The organism is Paenibacillus sp. NRS-1782 (genome assembly GCF_050467685.1).
Lineage (GTDB): Bacteria > Bacillota > Bacilli > Paenibacillales > Paenibacillaceae > Paenibacillus > Paenibacillus terrae_A.
Genome location: NZ_JBITPH010000055.1, coordinates 1 through 19,077 on the forward strand (window position 1 = coordinate 1; position 19,077 = coordinate 19,077).

General features: G+C 36.5%; 13 protein-coding genes and 1 pseudogene. 2 read left to right on the top strand and 12 right to left on the bottom strand.

Features of this window, described 5'->3' with window-relative positions; translation table 11 throughout:
- Nucleotides 1–140: 140 nt before the first annotated feature.
- The 12 genes from ACIFQM_RS20880 to ACIFQM_RS20935 all read right to left on the bottom strand — a co-directional run bounded on the left by ACIFQM_RS20880 (nucleotide 141) and on the right by ACIFQM_RS20935 (nucleotide 17,019).
- Complete coding sequence (locus ACIFQM_RS20880) at nucleotides 141–1,406, bottom strand: DNA modification methylase (RefSeq protein ID WP_430066058.1); 1,266 nt, start codon at nucleotides 1,404–1,406, stop codon at nucleotides 141–143.
- A 727-nt stretch (nucleotides 1,407–2,133) separates the two neighbouring features.
- The gene (locus ACIFQM_RS20885; protein ID WP_430066059.1) at nucleotides 2,134–3,723 is read right to left on the bottom strand and encodes a DNA/RNA helicase; all 1,590 of its coding nucleotides are present in this window, start codon (nucleotides 3,721–3,723) and stop codon (nucleotides 2,134–2,136) included.
- A gap of 35 nt (nucleotides 3,724–3,758) precedes the next feature.
- Nucleotides 3,759–3,929, bottom strand: coding sequence for a hypothetical protein (locus tag ACIFQM_RS20890; RefSeq protein ID WP_430066061.1), 171 nt, complete (start codon nucleotides 3,927–3,929; stop codon nucleotides 3,759–3,761).
- A 101-nt stretch (nucleotides 3,930–4,030) separates the two neighbouring features.
- Nucleotides 4,031–7,429 (bottom strand): RNA dependent RNA polymerase, encoded by a 3,399-nt coding sequence (locus tag ACIFQM_RS20895; protein ID WP_430066063.1) that lies wholly within the window; start codon nucleotides 7,427–7,429, stop codon nucleotides 4,031–4,033.
- 237 nt (nucleotides 7,430–7,666) lie between these two features.
- Nucleotides 7,667–8,386 (bottom strand): hypothetical protein, encoded by a 720-nt coding sequence (locus ACIFQM_RS20900; protein ID WP_430048768.1) that lies wholly within the window; start codon nucleotides 8,384–8,386, stop codon nucleotides 7,667–7,669.
- A gap of 30 nt (nucleotides 8,387–8,416) precedes the next feature.
- A complete protein-coding gene (locus tag ACIFQM_RS20905; protein WP_430048780.1) occupies nucleotides 8,417–8,608 on the bottom strand; it encodes a YdbC family protein in 192 nt (63 codons plus the stop codon).
- 61 nt (nucleotides 8,609–8,669) lie between these two features.
- A complete protein-coding gene (locus ACIFQM_RS20910; RefSeq protein ID WP_430066065.1) occupies nucleotides 8,670–11,768 on the bottom strand; it encodes a type I restriction endonuclease subunit R in 3,099 nt (1,032 codons plus the stop codon).
- 37 nt (nucleotides 11,769–11,805) lie between these two features.
- Nucleotides 11,806–12,966 (bottom strand): AAA family ATPase, encoded by a 1,161-nt coding sequence (locus ACIFQM_RS20915; protein ID WP_430066067.1) that lies wholly within the window; start codon nucleotides 12,964–12,966, stop codon nucleotides 11,806–11,808.
- A 1-nt stretch (nucleotide 12,967) separates the two neighbouring features.
- Complete coding sequence (locus ACIFQM_RS20920) at nucleotides 12,968–14,170, bottom strand: restriction endonuclease subunit S (protein ID WP_430066069.1); 1,203 nt, start codon at nucleotides 14,168–14,170, stop codon at nucleotides 12,968–12,970.
- Nucleotides 14,167–15,714, bottom strand: coding sequence for a type I restriction-modification system subunit M (locus ACIFQM_RS20925; RefSeq protein WP_430066071.1), 1,548 nt, complete (start codon nucleotides 15,712–15,714; stop codon nucleotides 14,167–14,169). The genes ACIFQM_RS20920 and ACIFQM_RS20925 overlap by 4 nt, the downstream gene beginning before the upstream one ends.
- Nucleotides 15,715–16,502: 788 nt before the next feature.
- Nucleotides 16,503–16,784 (bottom strand): hypothetical protein, encoded by a 282-nt coding sequence (locus ACIFQM_RS20930; RefSeq protein ID WP_430066073.1) that lies wholly within the window; start codon nucleotides 16,782–16,784, stop codon nucleotides 16,503–16,505.
- A 1-nt stretch (nucleotide 16,785) separates the two neighbouring features.
- The gene (locus ACIFQM_RS20935; RefSeq protein ID WP_404581488.1) at nucleotides 16,786–17,019 is read right to left on the bottom strand and encodes a helix-turn-helix transcriptional regulator; all 234 of its coding nucleotides are present in this window, start codon (nucleotides 17,017–17,019) and stop codon (nucleotides 16,786–16,788) included.
- A gap of 627 nt (nucleotides 17,020–17,646) precedes the next feature.
- On the opposite strand from ACIFQM_RS20935, the gene ACIFQM_RS20940 reads away from it, so the two are divergent.
- Both ACIFQM_RS20940 and ACIFQM_RS20945 read left to right on the top strand, forming a co-directional pair.
- Complete coding sequence (locus tag ACIFQM_RS20940) at nucleotides 17,647–17,976, top strand: hypothetical protein (protein WP_430044099.1); 330 nt, start codon at nucleotides 17,647–17,649, stop codon at nucleotides 17,974–17,976.
- Nucleotides 17,977–18,633: 657 nt separating this feature from the next.
- Nucleotides 18,634–19,077: pseudogene (locus ACIFQM_RS20945) on the top strand (contractile injection system protein, VgrG/Pvc8 family); the annotation flags it as partial.

Here is a 19,077-nt window from a genome sequence, read left to right on the forward strand (position 1 = left end):
TCAATCACCTTCTGAATCAACACGTTATCCTCCCGAGCTTCCTCAGCCCCTAGCACATTTACCTTTTCGGCTTGCATGCCCTTTAGGAATCGAATCACCATATTCACTTTTGCCTTACCCAACTCAATCACCCTTTCGGTTTAGTCAGCACATGATACCTCTGACCTTGCCGACTCAGCAACAACTTCATGATAGCTATACCGCTTACCATCCCGAATCAAATATACACCACTATCGCTTCCAACGTGGGCAATATATCGGTTCACAATCACATCCACATATTTGGGATCAAGCTCACTGGTATAGCAAATTCGATCCGTTTCCTCACAAGCAATCAACGTTGAACCTGAACCACCAAAAGGATCAAACACGATGTCACCAAGCTTACTGGAATTTTTAATCGGGTAGCTAATCAGGGGAATCGGCTTCATCGTGGGATGATATTCATTCCGGAAGGGACGATCAAATTGCCAAAGGGTTGTCTGCTTCCGATCACTGTTCCAGTAGTGTCCACCTGTCGGCTTCCAACCATATAATACGGGTTCGTGCATCCAGTGATAATCTTGTCTACCCATTACCATCGCTTGTTTGGCCCATATACAACACTGTGCTAGTTTAAATCCAGCTTCAATAAATGTCTTCCTAAAGTTCAAACCTTCACTATCCGCATGAAATACATAAATACTTGCTCCATCATCAGCTACTTCATACATTTGAGTATAAGCAGCCAATAGGAAATCATAAAATTGGTCGTTATCCATCTTATCGTTTTCAATTTTCAATGCATCCTTCGTCTTACCTGTATAGTCCACATTGTAGGGTGGATCAGTCACAATGAGTTGTGCCTTCTTGCCATCCATCAACGTTGCAATATCCTGCGGATTAGTCGAGTCTCCACAGATGAGCCTATGCTTACCAAGTAGCCAAATGTCACCCTTACGAGTAATTGGATGTTCAGGTAATGCTTCTTCTACGTTAAAATTATCTTCCTCATCGGCTGTATCTTCATGCAATGTATCCAGCAACTTCTCACACTCACTCATATCATATCCAGTTAAAGAAAGATCATAATCAGCCAGTTTTAATTCTTTCATTTCCTGCGCCAACAATTCAAAATTCCAATCTGCATACTCAGCCGTTTTGTTATCGGCTATTCTGAAAGCTTTGACCTGTTCTGGTGTTAAATCATTCACTAATATAGTTGGTACTTCCTTTAGTCCAAGCTTCTTAGCTGCTAACAGACGAGTATGACCTGCTATGATTTCATTGTTACTGTCAATCAGAATTGGATTTTTAAAACCATAACTCTCAATACTCGTTGCTACATAATCTACAGCTTTCTCATTATTTCTGGCGTTTTTTATGTACGGAATTAAAGTTTCTACGTTTACGAATTTGATTTCCAATCCACTTCATCCCCCTTTCTACCTTCATTTTTAAAAAGGCTGCAATCCACATCCAGGTGAAAAACACACCAACTACAGTAATAAATCTTAATATTTCTATGATTATTGCTTGTAAAATTAATAGCAATCTTGTTGCTCCTCTCTAAATGAAAAAGGAACCCTAGCTCATAGCCAGAGTTCCCGTGTAATCTAATTTGTACTTGTAAATCTGCTCATTGTGTCACGTGACACATTTTACTCAAGTCCTCAATTCGTGTAGTTTAAAATTTTGCAAATAGCAGTCAGTATTCAACAAGGTAAAATTCAATATGAAATACGAAAATTTTAAAGCGATAAATACAGCCAATAATAATATGACTCTGAATTGTCCATGAATCCTACCAAGTCTATGTATGATCTATACGTGGGATAGGGGAAACTAAAACCGCGATAAAACCACTTCGCTACGCTTCGTAAACAGTAGTATCGCCTGCCACCGTTTCCCCCCCCACACCCAGCCCCTTTGCGGCATATTATAAATACTTTGTTCGCAAATTTCTAACTTTCCTTAATTCATAAAACGGTTGATTTTATTGACTTATCTATCATCTGGACAGCAAATCATGGATACATGTATATATATAGCATTACTCCACAATTTGCTGTCCAAGATTAAAAAAATCCTTATATGTACTACATTTTTGGCATTATCGAAAATGAGAAAAACTTGATTTTTTTGTTACAACGACTATTCGTTAAATTTGCTGATTAACCAATATCGCTTCCCTTTATGGGGATTGTTGCTTCCATCTTCTAGCTTTTTTCGGTTATCTGAAAAACTAGCAATCGCATATTTTGATCGGTTCGATTGGAGGTAGGTTTGTAATTGGCTAATATCCTTTTGTAATCTACCTCGATAATCCTTGATATCAAATTTTTCAATGACTTGTTTTTGACCCTCTTTGTATATTCTTTTACCAACAATTGTATCTAAATAGCTACATAATTCTTCTTGATCAAACATCTTTTCAAGTACCGTAATCCTATTTTTATGTAACAAGTTTGAAATATACATCATATAGGCATCGCTCTCCTTTTTCCCTCCCGTTGCTTCTCTATACTCATTCGTTTCCCTATTACTGTCCAGCATAGCTTTGATCCGATCTCTTGTAGCAACGGCTTGAAGATATTTCACTCTGGACACTGTCTTCTTCGATATATATTTGCCATCACTCGAAACATTATTTTTAATGATGTAATTGGATTTCCTCGAAAATTTACCCACTAGCTTTTTCCATTCTTCAACCCCACCATGAATAAAAGCGTCTGCTTCATCCAGTTTCATCTGGACTGAATTCAAGTAATTATTCAAATTTCGATTATTTCTATTCAGCAACACCACATGAACCTTATCCTGGTCATTCTTGAACCTCTTTCGCCCAATACACTGTAGCATCGTATCCACATCAAATAGATCGCAAACAATTAATTTAATTTGCTCATCCTTCAAATCAAAACCATTATCGAGCACCGTCGTGGTGAATAAATATTTACAGTCAAACCTATTTTGCTTGACCATAGACTCCACTTGATCATCATCTACATGTTTGAGATACTTTCTGTTTTTGCTGCTGCTTTTACTACATACGAATAATGAATTGTCATATTTGAGATGAAGCTCATAAGCCTTTTGGATACTGCTTGCAAAATATATGATTTTATCGTCAGCTTTGTTGAATTTAAGCTCAATCCATTTTTCTATAGAATAAAAGTCTGTATAGAAGGATAATGATGCGATTTGATTGAATTTTCTTGGAATGGAGTAAGACCATATTTTATTTCCAGTTTGTTTGAGTTTGCGTCTGTATTGATCCTTTATGTAAGAGAATAACACATGGCCCGTTGCGGACATAAAAATCCTAATTTGAGATTGTAGACCGAGTATAGCTTGAAGAGAATCATCGGAATTATCATTAAATCCACTGTCCGTAGTAAAGTAATGCGACTCATCACACACAATGTATGTATAGGGAGAAAAATCGTACTCCTCGTCATTGTTTAGCCGATTTTCAATCGTTTGATATAATTCAACTTTGATTCTTGAGGAGTCTTCGATAGCCTCCTTATTCTGATCGTACAAATTCTTCCGATTGACTAATAAAAGTATGTTCACATTTTGCTGATCGGCTAATTCTTCCAGCTTGTTTCGGATAAAGAAGGATTTGCCCGATGCCGTGCCACTACTGATTAAAATGATATCTCCATTTTTCCATTCAGCCTCCTCCCCATTTATTTTCTCTGTTACATTTTGTTTGGGCTTATAATCATCAATTCTCATAAAACGCTCCTCACATGATTTCTAACATCTACATTTTAATGATTTGTTGCTTCCCATTCATCAATGGCTACAGATAGTTCTGGCGTTTTCAGATACATGGAAAATAAAACATTCGTCTTATAGTGTCGTGCCTTCGTTATAAACGAGAACCCCTTACTCGTCAGATAATTAAACAGATTAATATCATAACAATAAAAATAGCTCATTCAGATTCACTCCTGTCATTGTGAAATCACACCTATACATCAGATGTCACCCAAGCGCCCGTGTTAACAGGCGCCAAATCATGACAGACCTATGAATCAATTTATTCAATATTGACTATAGCCTTAAAGCTTGATTTCGTTACTTTCTGAATCGTGATAAATTCAATTGTCGCACCGTCAAAATCAAAGAAGGATAACCCCTCATCTCGACGAATGACCTGATCCCTCGGAATGATACACTTCACTTTCCCCTGCTCATCTACAATATGGACATATCGGTACTCGACCACCTGAATCTGTAATTTCTTGCCCAATACCTGGTCAGCAACCAACTGCGATTCTTCCTCCGACTTTTTTAAAGTGCTGAAGCCAAGCGAATAATTCCTCAATATTCGTCTTGTACTTTTCCCATCCAGCAAAGAAGGCGTATGACTGGTTTGTACTACGGTTTCCCGTTCAGCTTCGTACCATATAAAATATTGCCCCATAATTTCAAATAATGAATACACACCATCCGGCACATGGAATGGAAACTCCACATTATCTATGGTAGCGATACCAGCTTGAATGGTAAGCTCCTTACCTTCCACATTTCGATTCGTCAGCCGGTTCACCTTTCGTACTTCCCTCTTCATCACATGCTCATGCTGCTTCAGATTTTCCAGTAGCCCATCTACAAACAGCCATGCAAAGGAGTAGGTTCCATAAGTTTGATAAGCGATCTCAACAGCTACACTCGCAAGTATCGAAGGGTACGGACAAATCTCCTCACATTTAGTCTTGTACTTCTCTCTTAACTTGGCGTATTCAGCACTGATCGCTTTCCGGGTATCATTATCCCGTTCCCATTTTTTCAGTTCGTTAAATTCCTTTTGGCGATGATTAATTTGGTTTTTCTGCTTATTGTATTTTTTATACAGTGGTTCAATGTGGGCTAGATGATCCAGAAACTTAGTCTGGCTAACCTTGTTCATATCCTGTAATAATTGTCTCGTACTTTCGATGCCCAAAATAGACTGATCCAGTTTGCCATCTTTCATCTGGAACTTGTCATCTATGTACTTTTCTGCCTTGACACAAAATTGATTAAACGGCGATTTCGTCGAGTGCTGATAATCCTCTGCCTTGCCACCCTTCGCAAAACGAAAGAAATACGGCATTTGGATAGCCAGACGATCCAGCACATATGGAATCTCTACTTCCAATCCATTTTTGGTCGCATCAATAATTTGACCTTGGAGAAATTTTAAAACTGAGTTTTCCAAAACCCGTGCTTGCAGGCTCCCTTTTTCCAAAGCCAGATTCTGAAAATAGGTATTCACATTCGTACATCTACCAGTCAGGTTATGTAGACTCTTCAATTCCATCTTGATGATACTATCCATATTATTCGGTACAGGGGCAGCTACTTTTTTATCATCTTCATTGATGATTGTAGGAGCATCGATCACTGCTGAGAGTATGGTGGGATCGTTGGTACAGAGAGCTGTGTCCCCATCCACATCTCCTAGTCCGAGTCTTGCCAGTGTTAAATCACAACAGTTAAGCACAATCACGTTATCTAAATGACGTATATATCGGTTATGTACTTGTACAAAATCTAGCTTACCGACTTCATTAAATATCGTTAGCGGTGACCGGAATAGAGCGTGAGTTCCCTGTTTCCGATTCATAAAAGCCTGATTTTTCTTTAACACACCTATTACTGGTTTTCCGCTTGCATGCTCCATAAACGCAATCGGATCATTTGTTAGATAAAAGTAGCTACCTCGAATCGGGATGCGACCTTTCAACATATCCTGTACCTTCTGCATGGCTTGCTTAACGATAAATTTTCGGACATTACCGTCATACATCATCAGTTCATTCAAATCTATAGCTTGGATAATTTCATTTATAAATTGTTTCTTCTGACCAAGTTCTATTTCATCGTCAGGTTCATCGGGTTCTTCATCTACATCTTTGGGTTCATCGGGTTCTTGGACTAGCATATGTAGGAACGCTTTCGTGTAAGCAATATCTCGAAGCCACTTTCCATGGATGTCATTCTTTTGTCCATGTAATACTCGTTTGATGACATCCATTAGAGGCGTAGCTAATTGATATAAATCGTTCAGTGTAAGATTCAGCGCATGAATATACTGGTATGTCAGTGGTGTGTAGGCGTTCATTTGGTATGCTGGCTTCGCATAATTGGCGACCCAAAAGTGATTATGATTATGTACTTTCAGTAATGCTTCATATTCCGTTATACTCTCGAACAAACATTTAGGCTTAGCTTCTCCCTCACTGTATTGATGCCATGCTTTGAAACAGGATTTGGTGAGGATGAGATCAATAGGACGTCCCTGTTTGTCGATAATTGGATGTGATTCACCGAAAACATCTTTTATTTCTGTGATGCTATTTTCCTTGAACCATTTCATCAGATCGAACCGGATAAAGTTACCTTTAATATATGGAAGTCTTCCCTGAACTGCATTAGGTGAATAGGTTAGGTTCAAATGCTGTCCGATACGCTCTGCAAACTGGAAGCTCATTAGACCTTGACCATCAAAAAACTGGACATTCTTATTTTCATACTTCGGATATTCGACTCTCTTAAATCCAATGGACTCTTCATTGATTGCTATGATTGGGATTTCTTCTGTTTGCTCGATGGAATAGCAAGGGTATAGTTTGTCATTATACATAACTGAACGAGCAGGGAAAGGAATTGCTTCTAGCTTCACACGACGATTCTGTTTATTCCACCCATTGAATGTTCTATAGTCTTTTGGATCGGAAACAGACTTCGTGCGACCATTCCATGGGATCGTTTTATTCGGTATACGCTCTAACTTATGTAATTGTTTCTTAGATGGCTTCAATTCTTTCTTCGCTTTGAAATATTCACGTTGCTTCGTCTTTTCATCGAATATCAACTTTTGTTGCTCCGAATCCTCAACACACTTTTCCACTTTCCATACATCCTCAATGATCGTTTCCTTTTCATAATCTGGAATAACAACTATACGTGGAATGTACGGTACTGGTTGTGCTGCTGAACGACTCACACCCAAGGCTGCTTCCCACTTATGGATATTGGTGAGCGGTGACATTTTACCGAGTGTAATGCGTCGATACAGATCAGCAACATATTTTTCTTGGATAAATTCTGTTCGCTGTGTACGTCCCATAGCAGGCGATTTGATCGAACGGACATACTTCCTTCCATTATAGTAGATACCCTCTCGCAGCATACGTTCAAACAAGGCAAGTTGAGCTGGATCATCTTCGTCAATTTGATCAGCTTTGAACATAAAGATGACTTCGGTAACATCGGTGGAAGGATCACGTTCTGCTACGACTCGCTTGAGTTGATCGAGATAGATGCTGTTCGATACGGTGATAAGACGAGTGCGAGATGGTAGCGCACAAAGTTGGTTGCCTACATGGGTGATCTCGTTAAAATGGAACAGTTTGATTTGGTATTGATTTCGTGTTGGATTACTGGACAAATTTTGGCCTCCTATTTGTTGGTTTGAGTGAAAATTTTATGATTTGGATCGAGCAATCCTAGTCCTTCTCGTTTGCTCCAACGAATAGAAACTGGTGTTCGTATATACTATAACGAATATACGTTCGTATTGCAAGAGTTAAGCTCAGAGAATTGTTTACATGAGGACAAGACTTTAAGGAGAACAAGAAAAACCGAGGGGTATATACCCTCGGCCGTTTTGGAAATACAATGTAAATTACTCCTGATTCAACTCAGTATAATCTGCGCGAAAATATACTTTGTAATCCGTAGCCTTAAACCCATACGCTTTCAGCATCTTCAGCAATATATTTCGTATACCATTCCCGCTCATATGTGTTTCTATATATACTTTATCTAAGATTAACTGAGGTTTCCTTATCCCTTCTTGTTTCGTTGAGATATACTTATTTTTCTTTCCATTCATACCAGGCATATGTTCAAAAGTAAGAAACTTTTCGCTATCTATAGTAAGCAATAACTCGGCAGTTTTTTTAAGCATTTCTTGCCAAGTCTTTACTTCTATTAATTGGTTTTCGTTAATTCGAAAGGCAAACGGCCTCTTATGCGTAAAATTCTCATACAAAGTATGTTCCACGTTAAAATCCACCATGTAGTCAGCATAATTGGGGATTTTATTCTTTTCGGTTTCTTCATCTGTATCGTGGTCTTCATTGGCTAAATCAATAGCCTCTACACTAAGATTAGCCACAAACTGATCAATCTGCTGTTCATAATCGTGAATAAATACCGCCATATCGTCATACTGCCGTCTAGCGGCAAAGTCTCTTTTAGTGAAAGCGTCGTTTGACTTATGGTTTATACTGTTCATTGTATCATTAAGTACTTCTTTTATAAGCTCCAAGCTCTCAGACAGGTCAATAGCTTTGTCTGGGAATTCTGTTTTTAAGATATATAGTACTTGATCCAAGTTCAAGAAAGCTCAACTCCTTGAGACAAATTCAATCTACAACTCTAACTTATTCAACAAATCCCGCAGCTCAACAATCTCTTCATTAGATAACGTGACACCTTTGCCCATTTTCTCATGATCTGGCGACCATTCTCGGATGTCGTACTTAGCTTCTTTATCGTTCCCGCTTATACTTCTCAGTTTCTTTGTCCAACCCTTTGAAGATTCTGACAATCTGCCGTGTATTTGAGTTACTTAATATTTGAATTCTGCCATTCTCCACATTGTACTTTCTATTTTAGATTTATTAAATCTTTCCACCTACTCCCTTAAATTTATCTACAAAGGCAGAAATTTTCTGAAAAATGCTCTGTTTTTTTGTTAAATACTGAGGATTAAGAGGACTCATTTTAGGAAGAATTTCATTAAGCTCCGTTCCATTTTCACTAGCATATTCTTTTTTCAATGAATTTAAAATATATCTTTTTGCGGCCTCTTCACTAAGACTTTCAGTAGTAATCAATTCTTCAGCTTCACGTTTTTGCTCCTTTTGAGCAAATGAGAAGAAGGCATCAATAATACTTGCTTTATCTTGAATATTATCCAAGTCTGTTTGATTAATAAAATCGACGACCAAACTTTCTTTCGCACGGTTCCCTACACTCGAACGAATTAAACGACGTACCTCTTCAACCAACGATTCTTTATCTTTTATTTTTTTGTTATTTTCAAAAATAAGTTCAAGAATATAATCTAAATTGATCTCTTGGGATTTTAGAAGATCCACTTCAAAGACAACATCATCCCAATCAATAGAGGAATTGTCTTTTTGTTTTCCGTTTTTCTCACGACGAAGCCAATCACGAATATCATTATAGGATGAACGATAATCTTGAATCGTTCTTTCTTCTGGTACATTAATTTCTTGCATGGCAGCTATATCTTCATCACCCATATAGTGAGTAGATTTAAAATTTTCCAAAGCCTCAGAGTCATTGAGATCTACTGTTTGTAAAGCTTTTAGACTTGAAAACTCATCATAATTCTGCAAAATATTTTCAACACGCAAATATTCACCAAAAAGCTTGGCAAACTCTTTCTTATCTTTTTCAGTAGAAATATCTTCAACATCAGGAAAACGTTCTTGCAGCTCTTTTACTACGTCTACATAACCACGCCGGGCTTCCCCCGTTGCGATATCAGTAAACCCTTCCATATACTCTTTGTAGCTCTTTTCCAGCACTACATTTTTAGTGTTTGTATCCCCGAAAAGAGTAATAGCATCTATAGTGGCTTGTTCTAAATCTCTAAACGTAATGATATTTCCAAAGGTTTTAGTTGCATCATAGATACGATTTGTTCTCGAAAAGGCTTGCATCAAACCATGATACCTGAGATTTTTATCAACAAATAAAGTATTTAATGTAGGAGCATCGAACCCGGTTAAAAACATGCCTACAACAATCAATAAATCGATCTCTTTGTCTTTTACTCGTTTAGCAAGGTCACGATAATAATTTTGAAATTCCTTACTTTCTACGCCGTAATTGGTTTTAAACATGGCATTATAGTCTTTAATGGCTAAACTTAAAAACTCTTTTGCACTACTATCCATTGCTGAAGGTTCAAAAGTTTCATCAAGAATTTCACCTATAGCATTTTGCTCTTCATTAGCAGCAAAGGAGAAGATTGTTGCAATCTTAAGGGGTTTATTATTTCCCTTTTGTAAGTTATTTAATGATTCATAGTAGAGTTTGGCTGCGTCAACACTACTCACAGCAAACATGGCGTTAAACCCTTTTCCATTCGCGTTTAGACGATGGGTTTTTACTCTAAAATTATTAAGAATATATTGGGAAATCTCTTTGATTCGTTCAGGATGCAGTAAAGCTTCTTTATTTTCTGCTGCAGATAGCTTTTTCTCGTCCTTTTCTGTTTCGATCGTTTTGAACTTGGGACGTACATCGTTATAATCTACTTTGAACTTTAAAACTTTTTCATCTCTAATGGCATCCGTAATTACATAAGAGTGTAACTCTCGACCAAAGACAGAAGCAGTCGTTTCAGAACCTAACGCATTTTCTGGGAAAATAGGTGTACCTGTAAATCCAAATTGATAGAACTTCTTAAACTTTTTATTGATATTTTTTTGAGCTTCACCAAATTGTGAACGGTGGGCTTCATCAAAAATAAATACCACTTGCTTATTATATATAGGTAACTCTGTTTCGCTCTTAATCAGGTTATTCAGTTTTTGAATCGTTGTCACTATAATTTTATTATCATCTTTCTCAATGTTACGCTTTAATCCAGCGGTACTTTCTGAACCATTCACACTATCAGGAGAGAAACGTTGATACTCTTTCATCGTCTGAAAATCTAGATCTTTCCTATCCACCACAAAAAATACTTTATCTATAAAATCCAGTTCAGTAGCCAAACGAGCTGCTTTAAAACTCGTAAGCGTTTTCCCAGAACCTGTTGTATGCCAAATATATCCGCCACTTTCAGTGGTTCTCCAATTTTTGGCCAGGTTTGAACTTTCTATTTTCCATAAGATCCTTTCTGTAGCAGCAATTTGATAAGGACGCATAATCAACAGGTTATCGCTCGCATCAAAAACGGAATATTTCAGTAGTATATTCAGTAAAGTATTTTTTTGAAAAAATGTAGCGGTGAAATCTTTTAAATCTTTAATCAGGGTATTATCTGATCTAGCCCAATTCATCGTAAAATCAAAACTGTTTTTACCGCGTTTGGTCGTATTAGCAAAATAGCGGGTATCCGTTCCATTGGAAATTACGAAAATCTGTAAATATTTAAACAGAGAGTTTTCTGAATTAAAGCTCTCCTTGCTATATCGATTAACCTGATTAAAAGCTTCACGTATAGCGATTCCACGCTTTTTAAGCTCTATTTGTACCAAAGGTAAGCCATTCACCAAAAGGGTAACATCATATCTATTAGCTTGCGTTCCTTTTTGTTCAAATTGGGAAATGACCTGCACTTTATTATTGGCGATATTTTTTTTGTCTACCATGTAAATATTTTGAATACGCCCGTCATCAAAAACAAAGTCATAAATATAGTCGTTATGAATTTTACGTGTTTTATCAATATGATTGTCGCTGGGTTTATCTAAAAACTGCTCGCAGAATCTTATCCATTCAGCTTCTGAAAATTGTACATTATTAAGGTTTTGCAGTTGCACTCGGACATTAGCAAGCATTTTTTCAGGAGTGGTTAAACTTGGTAGATGCTCATAACCTTGATTTACTAAATCTTGAATGAGTTCTCGTTCTAAATCAGCTTCTGTCTGATAATCAGCTCCTTGCTGATCGATCTTCGTATATTTATCTAAAACTATAAAGTTGTTTGATTCTGCGATGGGTTTAAAATAGCTCATTCATTTCCCCCCTATATAAAATTTCTTTTCTTTCATCTTATTTAAATCGATACATTTCTTTAATGTTATTCATTAAATACTTTATTACACGTCTATCATCGTCTGTCAATTCAACCATCTCGTCTCCTGAATGCTTTGAATGACTTGATATATTAATAATTCTTGTCTCATAAGGATTAATATTCCCATTTGTGTCTTTAGGTAGAAGTTCTCCCCAGTTGTCATAACCTAAAAATGTTGATGTTTTCTCCAAAATATTTCTAAAGAAATTAAAATGATACTTCTTTAACTGACCTGTTTCAATCGCTTTTTCAATTTCGGTTTTTAAGAAAAGATGATAGGAAAAAGGAGAATCATTGCTTTGGGAAACCAAATCATATTCTCCATCTTCATTTTTTTTAAGAAAATATTTTTTAAATGTACCCTTTTTAAACTCATTATGCAGCACATTATAAAATAAAGGATTATGTGTGGTTATAATAAATTTAAGGTATGACTGACTTGACTTAATCAAGTGTGCCAAATTTACCGCTAATTCAATCAAGCGATTATCATCTAATGAACTTACAGGGTCATCTATGAATACATATTCCAGCTGATCAAATTGATTTGTTTCTCTCTCACTTGGTTCAGCTACATTTAATACATCAATAACTTGTTCAAGCAGAGAATAAAAAACACACCATACAAAGTTACTCTCTTCTCCTTTTGAAATTTTAATGTTATTGGAACGCTCATCATTACCACGCTCATATGAAAAGGTTATTTCTGAAAAGGCTCCTACGGTTACATTATTCCCATCCTTATCTTTAATAGAATATTCTTCATTAAAATGTGGCATTAATTTTTCATCGGTATAATGTTGGAAATTAGAAATAATATTTCTATCTTGCCCCTGCTCTTCAAAGATCCATCTTGTAAAAGAATTAGGATGGATTTTAAGTTTTGGCTCAGCATCATTTTCTAAGTCATTATCCCAATAAAACAAATCTTCTGTAAAAGCATTATAATAAAGGATTTTTTTATTAATTACCTCTGATTCCTCTATCTCCGTATTACTATCTACGTTAGGTGCAATTAACAATTTGAATTCACGTGAAAGCCTAGTTTTACCTGTTCCGTTAAAAGCATAAATCAGCTGAACTTTTTTATTATTATCTTTTAACTGCTTTGCAATTTCATTTAATGAAACACCCATATTACTTCTCTACCTCCTCTTTTGGAAAGCTAAGAAGCATATTACGGTAATATTCGTATTGCTTTTGACGCAACTCTATTTCACATGGTAAACCCTCGGTAATTGAGGATGTCAAGGCGTCGAATTTATCTAAAATAGATGCAATACGCTCTTGTTCTGGAAGAGGTGGGATTGGGATTTTGAAAGATTTTATAATTCCAGCATTCAAGTCTCCTCGTGCACCTTGCCCAAGGTTTTTTAAATATTCGTACTGACTGCTGACCCAATGAAACACATATCTATAATTTGCTTTCTTTGCGTTAATTTCTAAACAAAGACAATGTTGATTTGTTGTAAGTGGGATTTTATTAATTGCAGATCGACCAGCAGTAGCACCAGAAATTGCTATGATAACGCAATTTTCAGGAACCCATTTCACAGCAGTTTTTTTCAATGCAATATCTGTTATTTTCATATCTGTTTCATATATATCAACAAAACGAACTTCTTGTGTTCTTAACCAAGGAATACTCCCGTTATTATAATATTCTGTATTATTTGCAAGCGGTGTTGCTCCAGAATATGCTTTAATTATTATATCACCCAACGTCTTCCACTCAACTTCTCCCTCGTCAAGAGTCAACAACTTATCACGATAATACTCATATTGCTTTTTACGAGCTGTAAGCTCTGCTGTAAGCTCTGCTGTAAGCTCTGCTGTAAGCTCTGTGAAGGCGTCCAAAATACGGACGATTTCTTCTTGTACTTTAAGGGGTGGGATTGGGATTTTGAATTTATCAGTATCAGGTGTTGCAATTTGTGGCATTTGCATTTTACTACCGATATTTTGAAAATAAAGTTCATTTATTTTTAGAAAATAATAAACAAACTTAATATTAATATTTTCATTTTTAGAATGATATGACCACATTTCATTCTTATGCGAAAATGGTTTATCATAATATTCAAATTCAATAACGCCACGTGATTTTACTATAATAGAAGGTTCTCGGTTTATATCCTTTTCAGGTATATCTTCAAAATCAACAAACGCAATAGTTTTTCCTCCAGCAAAAATTTTAAGTTTTGCATTAATTTTGTGTAACTCTTTCATCTGTCCAGCAGTAATATTTGTCCCTTTTGTACGAACTAGTGCTTCCCCCAAGGCCCTCCACTCAACCTCACCCCCCTCAAGGAGTTTCTCTATATAATTCGGCGTAATCATGGTTCAATCACCTCAATAATGTCATCAATTTCAGCACGTAGTTGGTCTATCTTTGCTACAGTCGTTTTTATTTCTGCATTCAGCTCATTTATATCAATGACTTCCCTTGTGTCTTTTGCTTCCACATAGGAGCTCACAGATAGGATGTAATCTTTTTGAACGATTTCATCATAATCAACGGATTTTGCAACATGGTCAATATTTTCTTTGCTGTCGAACATTTTCATTATTTGCTCAATATGTTCATCTGTAAGTATGTTATTATTCGTTGCTTTTTTATAGAAATCTACTCCACTTGCATCAATAAATTGAGTTTTATTATCGGTTTTATGCTTAGAAAGAACCAAGATATTAACCGCTATTGAAGTCCCATAAAAAAGGTTAGGTGCTAATGAAATAACCGTTTCAACAAAGTTATTATCAATCAGATACTTTCTAATTTTTTGCTCTGCACCACCACGGTAAAATATACCAGGGAAACAAACGATAGCAGCACGACCTTTACTTGAAAGGTAACTAAGCGTATGAAGTACAAAGGCAAAATCGGCTTTAGATTTTGGGGCTAATACGCCTGCAGGAGCAAATCTTTCATCATTAATAAGTGTTGGGTCGTCACTGCCAATCCAATTTACGGAATAAGGTGGATTAGATACAATAGCATCAAAAGGTTTTTCATCACCAAAGTGAGGGTCTAATAGCGTATTTCCTAAAGCAATATTAAACTTATCGTAATTTATGTTGTGTAAAAACATATTCATACGAGCAAGGTTATAAGTTGTATGGTTAATCTCCTGTCCATAAAAACCATCTTCGATAATATGAGCATCAAACTGTTTCTTTGCTTGTAATAGCAATGAACCTGAACCGGCTGCAGGGTCATAAATTTTATTAATGGTTGTTTGCTTGTGTATTGCTAATTGAGCAATAAGTTTAGATACACACTGCGGTGTGAAGAATTCCCCTCCAGATTTTCCAGCATTGGCAGCATAATTAGAGATTAAAAACTCATAGGCATCACCAAAAAGGTCAATGTGATTATCTTCAAATTTACCAAAATTAAGCCCTTCCACGCCTTTAATGACAGCAGCTAAACGACTGTTTTTGTCTTTTACCGTATTTCCTAATCTATTGCTTGTCGTATCGAAATCGGCAAATAACCCTTTAATATCTAGTTCAGAAGGATAACCGTTTGCTGAACTTTCAATAGAAGAAAAGATAGAGGCCAAATCAGTATTCAAGCTTTCATTTGTATTAGCAGTTTTTGCAATATTAGCGAACAACTGACTCGGATATATGAAATAACCTTTTGTTTTAATAGCATCCTCTTTGATTTCCTTCGTTATAATATCATCAGGAAGGTCTGCATACTTGACACTTTCGTCTCCAGCTTCAATATAGCTAGAAAAGTTCTCGCTAATGAAACGATAAAAAAGCGTTCCTAAAACATATTGTTTAAAATCCCATCCATCTACTGAGCCACGGACATCATTGGCTATTTTCCAGATTTGAGATTGTAATTCGGCACGTTGTGCTGCACTTGACATTTGTATACCTCCAATTTTTCTTCTTATACATTGATTATAGAAGCACTTCTAAATAGGTTTGAAGTTTTCCTTCCACCTTTAGTTTCTTGCCATACTCACACAGCAATGCAATGTTCTTGTCTTTTCTTCTAGCATAGCGTTTAAAGACATCTGTGATGATCTGTATATCTGTTTTATTATGCTTTCGCAAGATATCGCATAATGTCCTTTCCATGTTATAGGTCCTCGCAGTATTACCAGCAGGCGTTTTTATATCTACAACTCCAAGATCATACGGCTCGATAATGACACGATTGACTCATGTTTTCGCCTTTCACTGTAACAGCGTGATGAATTTTCTTCAATTGGTCACTGTATACTTAAAATAATGTTTGCCTACAACCTATCTTCTATATTTATCCCCAAAACCTTTAGCCACAAGGCTTTATAGCCCCTTATCTACTCCACTTATTCTACCTAAGTATTGAAACCAATTACTATCTTTACACCGACATAAAACTTCATGCAAAATCACTCCGTAATACCAGCCTAATAGTCCAATAGACTTATTCCACATTTTATCCGAAAATTTCTTTATTCGACAGTGATTTATCATTATTATACACTACGGCTTAGACAATAATATGTCAGCAAGTATATGTTCTCATGAAAAAACCTCCGCCGCGTATGATGGATGGAGGTAAAATCAACTAACCATTACTTATTTGTGGTTAATCAACAGGCGTGCCACGATACAAAATTACTATTTATGATTGGTTTGTCCAATCCAGTCATAATAATCCTTGAGTTCAAGACAACGTCCTTCTTCTCATCAGCAAAAGGACGATATAGAGGACTAATACACCACAAAAAAGATAGTCATAGTACATTTTGTATGTAGTTAAGTCGAAATGGAAATACCCGGATAAAATAATACCCACAGTGTACCCCATAAACAATAAAGAAAATGCAATATTTAGTGGGCCATTAATAATATGATTCCACCGCTCATCCTTTCCTTCTTTAAGTAACAAAATAAGGTTTAAAAATAATCCCACCGTAATAGTGATGCTTATAAAAATACCCATCATATTATTCCTCCTCGTCTTCTTCATAGGCTTCAAAGTGAAATACTTCCGTAATTCCTTTTTCAAATATATATGCTATGGCAAATGCAAGCTCAAGCGAAGGTACAAATTTGTTGTTCTCTATTGCGGCAATCGTCTGTCTTGTTACACCTAGTTCTTTGGCTAGATCTGTTTGTGTCCATCTCCGTTCAGCACGCAGTAAATAAACTTGATTGCTGATAACACCAAATGAAAACATGAACTCCCCCCCTTTCAATAATTATAGTATTATATGAGTAACAAATTGTAAAGTAAATATAACATATTGAACAGTTAATAAAACAAATTGTAATTAAAATCATACAAAAAACATCCTATCAAAGGAGGTTCGAAAATTTATCTTCATTATTAATCGGAAGAAGCATCCTTCCTACTATCAAGCACTCCAGGTAAATAATATATGTTCCCGCACTCAACCCTAAAGCGTTTTTTTGAATGCAGGAACATACTCAAATTGCCTTCCATCCCTTCTACATCAATGCTTCTCATCCCAATATATTACTACCACGCACTCCACATGTGTCGAGACGATGGAAAGGATATACTCCCTCTTACCTCCTATTATATGCTTTTTTCTACTCTACATTTCCCTCCCATATCACCTGCTTCCAAAAATACACATTGTAAATACAGCTTCCAATGGGTCATTCTGTAAAGTTAATCTCTCTTTTAACCGATAAATACATATGCTGGATTTGAACTATGAGAGTAATGGTTTTAAGGAGGTGTTAATAGATGATAAAAATATGTAATTATTAGAAAAGTACGGATATATACATACGGGACTCACTATTAACGTAAACATAACCAGAAAGGAAGTTTTGATGTGATTGTTTGGAAGGGTTTTGGTATTTTAAATATTGTTATTCCAGGGATTTTATTTGTTATTGTCGGGAGCTTAGTATCCGCTCTAGGACTTGACTCAATAGATTCCCGGCTGCCGATGGCTTTTGTATTCATTGTGTCTGGAGTTATTATCTGGTATCTGGGGAAAGCACTCAACGCCGACTCGGACAAAGTGCTAGTTGATATGGAAACGGGGCAACGCTATCAAATGGGAAACCAGCACAGTCTGTTTTTTATCCCTATGCATTATTGGGGCCCTGCCGGTCTAGTGATAGGATTTATTTTAATAGTTGCAACGATAGTTACATAACGTTGATTGCAAAACATGAGCAATTCCTTGATCAAGGTGTGCCTGTAAAGTAATATAAAGTGTACGTTTCCTGATTCTTTCGATGCATAATCTATATAAAAGACCACAAAGCGAGCCAGTGCTCCTATTGTGGTCTTTATTTCCTTTTGTGCCTGTCGCGGCGGCAGGTGAAATAGACCTCTTTTTCAAGGGACCTAAATGCACTGTTACGTCAATTATTTTTCATTTCTAACAAGTAGTGAACAGCACTCCATATGTTTCGAGGTGATGGAAAGGATATGCTCCCTCTCACCTTCTAATTTATAAGCTTTTATATACTATAAACCTCTTCCCATACCTCTCCCTTCCAGTATTACACATAGTAAATACCCCAACGAATGGGTCATTCTGTAAACTAAATCTCTCTTTCAACCAATATATACATATGCTGGACTGTTATTTAAATATCTCCTCTTGCCCTTTTGTACCTTGAATGAATGCTTACTTGGGACAACTGTATCCGATTAAGAATGTTTTATACCCAACAAACTCAGTGGTACATATGGGTCTTGACTCAAAGTTGTATCCATCCGTGTCTTCTATAGTCAGACCCGAATTAAAAATGACATGCAATAATTGGAAATAATCATCACATCTAGAAAGGAGTTATGAACTCACTTGAGCCTATTATCAGATGGGATCGGATATGAAAGCCTACGCTTTTATGGTCCCTTTCAGCCGCAACACATCGATCAACTTCAAATCACACGTACCATTAATGATCATACCTTTTTACATATCCGTGGTATGCTCTCTGAAGAACAAGGAGCCGCATGCATCGGACAGAACATGGAGCAAGAACCGATTGTGATTCGTCAGTTGGATGATCAGGGACAATCGCTGAGAAGGCTGTTCCACGGGATTGTTACGCAAATGTCTGTGAATTGCACACGGGGAGTATATACCTTTGAACTGAAGGCTGCTTCCCATTCCTATCAAATGGATATCAAGCTGAAAAAACGTTCCTATCAAGATATTCACCGCACTTATGATGATCTGGTCACCTCGATGGTTCGTAAATATGAGTATGGAGACGCCATCGATACCGTAACTAATTATGCC